Below are 7,550 nucleotides of genomic sequence, written 5' to 3' on the forward strand. Positions count from 1 at the left end.
CACCGTTAAGTACAAGCCCTGGTGTATACCCATGATGTAACAGAAGTAGACCCAATTCGGGATGTTTACCATGCGGAGTGGTTTGAGCGATCTCCGCCATGGCTAAGTCATCGGGTGCGGGTCTCCAGCGCGGTGGGCCCCCGATCAGAAAGGCGTGGGCCCCGTGACCGAGCAAAGTGAGGTCACAAGGACACTGAGCTCCTTGGTCGCTGGGGAGGTCGCATGACCTCGACCCCGCTGGGCCTGCAGGGCGCCTACCTGCTGGGCGAGCGCGCCACCCACGACGAACTCCGTTCCCGCCTGCTCGACGTGGCGGTGAACCTGCTTCAGAGCGAGGGTCCCGACAGTCTGACCATGCGCAGGATCGCGGCCGAGGCCGGCTGCACGACGACCGTCATCTACACGATGTTCGGCAACCGGGAGGGCCTGGCCGAGGCGCTGTATCTGGAGGGTTTCGAGCGTTTCCGCCGCTTTCTCGAAGCGGTCCCGCAGCGGCGCAACCCGCTGGAGTACCTGACCGCGCTCGGCCCCGCCTACCGGCAGGCGTGCCTGTCCGAGCCCGGCTACTACAACCTGATGTTCGAACGGGCCATCCCCGGTTTCGAGCCCAGCGAGCGGGCCAGGACGCTCGCCCGCGCGGCGCTGAACATCCTCGACCGGGTGATCGCCGACTGCATCTCCGCCGGCTACCTGACGCCGACCCAGCCGCGCAAGATCGCCGACGCGCTCTGGGCCGCCGCGCAGGGCGCGATCAGCCTGGAACGGGCCGGCCACCTGCGGGACGACCGCACGTACGAGGCGGTCACGCTGGCCACGATCTGCTGCTACCTGGTGGACAAGGACAGCCTGCCCTCGGCCCCCGGCCGCTGAAGCACCCGCAGGCCGGCGACGGGCCCAGCGATGGGCCCAGCGATGGGCTCAGCGTCGGGCCCAGCGGTGGCCAGGGGGCTCAGCGGCGGGCCGCCTCCAGGGCGAGCCACAGCTCGGCCCGTACGCCCGGGTCGTCGAGGTCGCGGCCGAGGAGTTCGGCGACGCGGCGCATGCGGTAGCGCAGGGTGTGCCGGTGGACGCCGAGCCGCTGGGCGGCGGCGTCCCAGTGGCCGTTGCTGTCGAGGTAGGCGCGCAGCGACTCGACCAGGTCGGCGCGGGATCCGTACGCGGTGAGCGGGGCCAGCAGCGCGCCGGAGAAGGCGCGCAGAGTGTCGGCGTCCAGCAGCGCGAGCAGGCCCTGCCCGGCCAGGTCGGCGAAGCGCGTCACGCCGCCGTCGCTGTGGGCCAGCGCGCGGCGTGCCTGGTCGAGCGCATCGCGCAGGCCGTCGTAGCGGCAGGGCGAGCTCAACCCGACCGGCCCCTCCACCTCCCGCGCCACCTTCTCCGCGCCCCCCTCGGACACCAGGCAGACACTCACCGGCTCCCCGCCCTGAAACCCGCCACCCCTCCCCCTGCCGCCACCACCGTGCCCACCGCCCTGTGCGCCACCGTGCCCACCGCCCTGTGCGCCGCCGGAACCACCGGCGTGAGCACCGCCCTGAGCGCCGCCTTCACCGCCGGTGCCGTCGTCGAGGAGCGCTGTGAAGCCGTGCGGCTCCAGGGTCTCCAGGGCGGCCGCGCCCGCCGCCAGGACCACCAGCGGCTCGCCGGGCAGCCGCGCGCCGAGCGTGCCGGCCACCGCCCGCGCCTGCTCGACCGCCCCGCCGAGCAGCAGTTCCAGCACGGCCGAGCGGAGCCGCCGGTCGGCCTCCCGCTGGGCCCTGCCCTGCTCCATCGCGAGCGTGAGCAGCGAGCCGGCGGCGTTGATCACCGTGTGGGTCACCGGCGAGAACGGCTTGCGGGCGCCGACCGCGAAGAAGCCGCGCGGCCGTGGACCGCCGCCGAGCGGCTGGATCACGACGTGCTCGTCGGGCCCGGACAACGCGAGACTCGCCGGCACCCGCTCACCGGCCTGGACCGCACCGCGCCTCCGCGCCCCGACCGGCACGCCGGCGCCCACCCGCTCACCGCCCTGTCCCGCGGTGGCGGCGGGCTCGCCCGTGGGCGGGCGCTCTGCTCCGGGGGTCTGGTCGGGCTGGGGTCTTGCCGGGCCGCCGGCGCGCAGCCGGCGCAGCTCGGCCACCACGACCGGCACGTCGGCCCCCGGTGTGGCGTGCCGGACCTCGCCCGTCTCGTCGAGCAGCGCCGCCCACCCGTCGATCTCCTTGGCCACCCGGTCGATGACCGCGTGCATGCCCTCCGGACGCAGCGCCGCCCGGGTCAGCCGCCCCTGCGCGGCGAAGGCGCGGGTGATCTCGTCGTACTGCTCGGCCGCGAGCAGCTCGCTGACCACCTTGCCGATCGCGATGAACGGCGTCTCGCGCGGCACCTCGAACAGCGGCAGCCCCGCCTCGTCGGCGGCCGCGACCAGGGCGGCCGGGACGTGCTCGTGGGAGAGCCCGACGCCGAAGCCGAGCCCGGCCACCTCACGACCCACCAGCCGGGCGACATATCCGGAGAAGTCGCCTTCAAGGCGGATCCCGGTCGTCAGCAGCAGCTCCGAGCCCTCAAGGAACGGTGTCGGGTCCTCCAGCTCGCTGACCGCCACCCAGCGCACCTCCGCGTCGAGCGCTCCGGCGGCCGCCGCGCCCGCCAGCTGACGCAACTTCATCCGTCGCGCCACGGTGCGTAGCGAAGGTGCCATACGAGTTTGTCCATTCCGGCAAAGGCGAGCACCCCCAGTGTGCCATATCGACGTATCGGCCCAGGTCGGAGCCCGACGTAGCGTCGAGCCCATGAGCATTCCCCAGGAGCGGCGCGTCGTGACCGCGATCCCAGGCCCCAAGTCGCAGGAGCTGCTGGCCCGCAAGCAGGCCGCCGTCCCCTCCGGCATCGGCACCACGCTGCCGGTCTTCGTCACCCGCGCCGGCGGCGGCATCCTCCAGGACGCCGACGGGAACTCTCTGATCGACTTCGGCTCCGGCATCGCCGTGACGAACGTGGGCAACTCCGCGCCGAAGGTCGTCGAGCGCGTCCAGAAGCAGGCGGCCGACTTCACCCACACCTGTTTCATGGTCACCCCGTACGAGTCGTACGTGCAGGTCTGCGAGAAGCTCAACGAGCTGACCCCCGGCGACCACGAGAAGCGCACCTTCCTGGTGAACTCCGGCGCCGAGGCCGTCGAGAACGCCGTCAAGGTGGCCCGGCACGCCACCGGCAGGCAGGCCGTCGTGGTGTTCGACCACGGCTACCACGGCCGCACGCTGCTCTCGATGACCATGACCGCCAAGAACATGCCGTACAAGCAGGGCTTCGGCCCGTACGCGCCCGAGGTGTACCGGGTGCCGCTGGCCTACCCGTTCCGCTGGCCGACGGGCGCGGACAACTGCGCGGAGGAGGCCGCCGCGCAGGCCATCGACCAGATCAACAAGCAGGTCGGGGCGGAGAACGTGGCCGCCGTGGTGATCGAGCCGATCGCCGGCGAGGGCGGTTTCATCGTCCCGGCCAGGGGCTTCCTGCCGCGGATCGCCGAGTTCTGCCGGGCGAACGGCATCGTGTTCGTGGCCGACGAGGTCCAGACCGGCTTCGCGCGTACCGGTGACCTGTTCGCCTGCGAGGACGAGGGCGTCGTCCCCGACATCATCTGCACCGCCAAGGGCATCGCGGGCGGCCTGCCGCTGGCCGCCGTGACCGGCCGCGCCGACCTGATGGACCACGTGCACGTCGGCGGCCTGGGCGGCACGTACGGCGGCAACCCGCTGGCCTGCGAGGCCGCGCTCGGCGTCCTGGAGACGATCGAGTCGGAGGACCTGGTCGCCAAGGCCCGCCGCATCGGCGAGATCATGCTCCCCCGTCTCCGCGCGCTCCAGGAGCGGTTCCCGGCGATCGGCGACGTGCGCGGGCGCGGCGCGATGATCGCGATCGAGCTGGTCGAGCCGGGCACGAAGAACCCGGACCCGGCGGCCGTCCAGGAGATCGTCAAGCGCTGCCACGCCGAGGGCCTGGTGGTCCTGACCGCCGGCACGTACGGCAACGTGCTGCGCTTCCTGCCCCCGCTGGTCATGCCCGAGCACCTGCTTGAGGAGGGCCTGGGGATCCTGGAGAAGGCCATCTCCGCTCTATAACAAAGACCGAAAAATCGGGCATCCGGCTTGCGGCTGGATGCCCGATTTTGTGTGTGTAACGCAGGTCACTCGGGTAGAGAATTCACCCTGGCTTGACGCTCAGCTAGACGATCACGGCCTCGGTCAGGGTTATAACGGATCCGGACATGCGGAGGGGCGATGGCAGCTGGGAGCGTGATGAACTGGGGTCCCACCAGAACGGCACGGAGTATGTTGACGTTCGACCCTGAGGGCCTGACGCCGGCCCAGCGCGACGGCGACGCCTGCGTGGTGTGCCACAAGAGGTGGCCGCGGCCCCGGGTCCGGGTCGGCAAACTGCCCGACAACTCCTCCGTGCTCGCCTGCACCGAATGCGCCGAGGCGCTCCTGCCCGCTCCCATGGCGACCGTGGTGGCCTTCCCCGGCCGCTAGACCGGCCGTCAGTCACGACCGTCAGGCCGCCGCGGCCGTCTCGCGCAGGCCCCACGGCGAGCCGTACTCGCGCAGCAGGTCGAGGAACGGCACCGCGTCGAACGCCTCGGGGCCGAGCACGCCCTCGCCCTTCCACACCCCGGTCGCCACCAGCTCCAGCGCGACGACCGGATGGATCGCCGTCTGCCACACGACGGCCTGGGAGCCGTACTCCCGCATCGACCACTCGTTGTCCACCACGTGGTACAGGTACACCTCGCGTGGCGAGCCGTCCTTGCCGGTGCCCTTGACCCACGTGCCCGCGCAGGTCTTGCCGCGCATGCGGGCGCCCAGCGTCGCCGGGTCCGGCAGGCTCGCGGCGACCATGTCGCGCGGCGCCACCTCCGCCCCGCCCACCCTGATCTTGTCGGCACTGTCCAGGCCCAGCTTGCGCAGCGTCTTCAGCACGCCGATGAACTCCTCGCCGAGCCCGTACTTGAACGTCACCCGCCGTGCCGGGATCCACCTCGGGACGAGCAGCACCTCCTCGTGCTCGACGTTCACGCACTCCACGGGCCCGATGCCGTCGGGGAAGTCGAACACCTCGGGCTCGCTGAACGGCTCGGTGGTGCGCCACTGCCCGTCCTCCCAGACGACGGGCGGGTTCAGGCACTCCTCGATGGTGGTCCAGATGGAGAACGTGGGCGCGAAGTCGTAGCCGTCCACGACGAGGTTGGCGCCGTCCCTGATGCCGATCTCGTCGATCTCGTCGAACAGGTGGTCGGCGGCGTAGCGGGCGAACACGTCCGCGAGCCCCGGCTCGACGCCCATGCCGACCAGCGCGAGCCGGCCCGCGCCGCGCCACTCGCCGTCGCGCTCGAACTGCCGGTCCCCCAGCTTCACCCCGGGCTTGCGGTACGGCTCGCGCGGATGCGGCTTCGACAACGACATCGCCATGTCCAGGTAGTGGGCCCCGGCCTCCAGGGCGGCCTCGAACAGCGGCATCGTGAAGCGCGGATCGACCGCGTTGAACAGCACGTCACATCGGTGCTCCCGGAGCGCCGCGGCGACCTGGGCCCGGTCGGAGGCGTCCAGCTGGATGGCGGTGAAGCGGGGGTCGTCCACGGCGGCGACGGCGCGGGCCGCCCGGCTCTGTTGGGAGTCGGCCACCACGATGTGTTCGTAGAAATGGCGGCGGGCGGCGATGGGCACCACGGCGGAGCCGACGCCTCCGGCGCCGACAAGAAGAATTCTCATGGAGAGAACATACTCACTGACTGGTCATTCAGTCGAATTTTCGCACCGACGAGTCCCGGCACCTGGACGCTCTTCAGCCCGGAAACAGCAAGACGCCGTGGACGTCCTTCAGCCCGGAGACGGCGAGACGCCCCGGGACAGGGGGGAAGGCCCGGGGCGTCTCGGCAGGCGCACCCGGGGGAAGGCGCGCCCGCGATGGGGTCGAGCGGGGGCGGAGATCTCACCTACTCGGCGAGTTCGGCCCACCGTTTCCCCCAGACGGCATAATCAGTGCATTCCCCGTCCTCGCCGCGGCAACCGCCCGGCGGCCGGACGGCGAAGGCGATCCGGTCGAGCCGCTTGGGGTCGTCGGCGCCGTACAGGTCGCAGATCGACTTGGCCCGGCCCTTGCACGCCTTGTCGTTGGCCGGCGCGAGCCCCACCCAGGCGGCCGCGTCGCGCTGGGCGTCGGCCGCGGTCATCCAGGTCAGCCAGCGGTAGGCGCAGGTGGTGTCGGGCAGGTTGGCGCCGAGCATCCAGGAGTCGAGCCAGCCGGTGGCCGTCTTGGCGCCGACCGTCCGGACCGGCTTGCCGGCCTTCTGCAGCAGCAGGCGATAGTACGGTGTGGCCTGCGCGTAATCCAGCGACCCGGTGGCGAAGCCCTTGATCAGGTCGATCGGCTTGCGCCAGTAGGTGCGCTCCTTCTGCGGCCCGAGCAGCGCCATGGCCCGGTCGAGCTGCTCCTGGCTCAGCTCGTACGGGTCCTTGACGGTGGCGTCGGTCAGCGCGGCGTCGGCGATGGTCAGCGGGGTGTCGCGGAGCGCGGCCCGGCCGGAGGCGAACACCTGGCTCATGCTCGCGTCCTTGACCCTGGCCGAGTCGTAGATGAACTCGTGGTACCCCCACAGGAACGGCACGCCGTAGACCTTGCCGGACACCTTCGTCATGTCGCGGAAACGCTCGTTCAGGTCGTCGTAGCCGCTCACCTTGGCCGGGTCGATCGGCTGCACCAGCTTGCGCGTGATCAGGTCGCCGGCCAGCGCCGGGCCCGCCGAGATCAGGTCGTACGGGCGCTCGGCGGCCGCGACGGCCCGCTCCATCTCCTCGGCGGTGCGGACGGTGTCGACGCGGGCCAGGCGGCAGCCGGTCTCCTTCTCGAAGGAGCCGACCCAGTTGGCCTTGGAGCTGAGGCCGCCGTACTCGGCGTAGCCGCGGTAGGTGAGGATCTGCAGCGTGCCGTCGCTCTGGGTGGCCGTGGGCGACGGCGTGGCCGACGGGGTCGGCTTCGGGCTGGGCTTGGCGGCCGGCTGTGCTGCCTGCTGAGCCGCCTGCCCGGCAGCCGAGGACACCGCTCCCGTGCCGGCGACCAGCGCCGCCGCGGCCAGCGCCACGGCGGATATGCGACGGCGTCTCACGATGTCCCCCCTTGTCCGTTGCGCTGGAGCTTACCGGGGACGGGACCGGGAGGGACGCCGGTCCCTCCCGGCCGTGAGGCGTGAGTTACGCGTTCGTGGGAAAGCCGAGGTTCACACCGCCGTGGGACGGGTCCAGCCAACGCGAGGTCACCACCTTGCCCCGCGTGTAGAACTGCACCCCCTCGGTGCCGTGCACATGCGTGTCACCGAACAACGACGACTTCCACCCGCCGAAACTGTAGAACGCCATCGGCACCGGGATCGGCACGTTGATCCCGACCATCCCCACCTCGACCTCGTTCTGGAACCGGCGCGCCGCGCCCCCGTCGTTGGTGAAGATCGCCGTGCCGTTGCCGTACACACCCTCGTTGATCACCCGCAGGCCCTCCTCATACGAGGACACCCGCACCACCGA

At 71.4% G+C, this 7,550-nt stretch carries 7 protein-coding genes; 3 read left to right on the forward strand and 4 right to left on the reverse strand.

Annotation, left to right across the window (positions count from 1 at the left end; genetic code table 11):
* Positions 1–222: 222 nt before the first annotated feature.
* On the forward strand, positions 223–870 hold the full coding sequence (locus tag ACIBK9_RS23445) for a TetR/AcrR family transcriptional regulator (protein ID WP_352362964.1): 648 nt from the start codon (positions 223–225) through the stop codon (positions 868–870).
* 79 nt (positions 871–949) lie between these two features.
* Here the strand turns inward: ACIBK9_RS23445 and ACIBK9_RS23450 are convergent, their stop codons facing one another.
* The gene (locus tag ACIBK9_RS23450) at positions 950–2,641 is read right to left on the reverse strand and encodes a PucR family transcriptional regulator (RefSeq protein WP_397161052.1); all 1,692 of its coding nucleotides are present in this window, start codon (positions 2,639–2,641) and stop codon (positions 950–952) included.
* A gap of 124 nt (positions 2,642–2,765) precedes the next feature.
* On the opposite strand from ACIBK9_RS23450, the gene gabT reads away from it, so the two are divergent.
* Positions 2,766–4,094, forward strand: a complete 1,329-nt coding sequence (gabT, locus tag ACIBK9_RS23455) for a 4-aminobutyrate--2-oxoglutarate transaminase (protein WP_397161054.1) — start codon at positions 2,766–2,768, stop codon at positions 4,092–4,094.
* Positions 4,095–4,304: 210 nt separating this feature from the next.
* On the forward strand, positions 4,305–4,505 hold the full coding sequence (locus ACIBK9_RS23460; protein WP_352362958.1) for a hypothetical protein: 201 nt from the start codon (positions 4,305–4,307) through the stop codon (positions 4,503–4,505).
* Positions 4,506–4,526: 21 nt separating this feature from the next.
* Here the strand turns inward: ACIBK9_RS23460 and ACIBK9_RS23465 are convergent, their stop codons facing one another.
* The 3 genes from ACIBK9_RS23465 to ACIBK9_RS23475 all read right to left on the reverse strand — a co-directional run.
* Positions 4,527–5,741, reverse strand: coding sequence for a saccharopine dehydrogenase C-terminal domain-containing protein (locus tag ACIBK9_RS23465; protein ID WP_352362956.1), 1,215 nt, complete (start codon positions 5,739–5,741; stop codon positions 4,527–4,529).
* Between the two features lie 224 nt (positions 5,742–5,965).
* Positions 5,966–7,135: an extracellular solute-binding protein gene (locus ACIBK9_RS23470; RefSeq protein ID WP_397161056.1), complete on the reverse strand. Its 1,170-nt coding sequence runs from the start codon at positions 7,133–7,135 to the stop codon at positions 5,966–5,968.
* A gap of 85 nt (positions 7,136–7,220) precedes the next feature.
* A partial coding sequence (locus tag ACIBK9_RS23475) for an aldehyde dehydrogenase family protein (RefSeq protein WP_397161058.1) occupies positions 7,221–7,550 on the reverse strand: 330 nt, incomplete at its 5' end.

Origin of the sequence: Nonomuraea sp. NPDC050227 (assembly GCF_044459705.1) — a bacterium.
In the GTDB taxonomy this organism is placed as follows: Bacteria; Actinomycetota; Actinomycetes; order Streptosporangiales; family Streptosporangiaceae; genus Nonomuraea.

What these genes read in the sequence shown, in the direction of transcription:
- ACIBK9_RS23445 (WP_352362964.1), top strand. Translation starts at nt 223, where the DNA reads ATGACCTCGACCCCGCTGGGCCTGCAGGGCGCCTACCTGCTGGGCGAG.
- ACIBK9_RS23450 (WP_397161052.1), bottom strand. Translation starts at nt 2,641, where the DNA reads ATGAAGTTGCGTCAGCTGGCGGGCGCGGCGGCCGCCGGAGCGCTCGAC.
- gabT (WP_397161054.1), top strand. Translation starts at nt 2,766, where the DNA reads ATGAGCATTCCCCAGGAGCGGCGCGTCGTGACCGCGATCCCAGGCCCC.
- ACIBK9_RS23460 (WP_352362958.1), top strand. Translation starts at nt 4,305, where the DNA reads ATGTTGACGTTCGACCCTGAGGGCCTGACGCCGGCCCAGCGCGACGGC.
- ACIBK9_RS23465 (WP_352362956.1), bottom strand. Translation starts at nt 5,741, where the DNA reads ATGAGAATTCTTCTTGTCGGCGCCGGAGGCGTCGGCTCCGCCGTGGTG.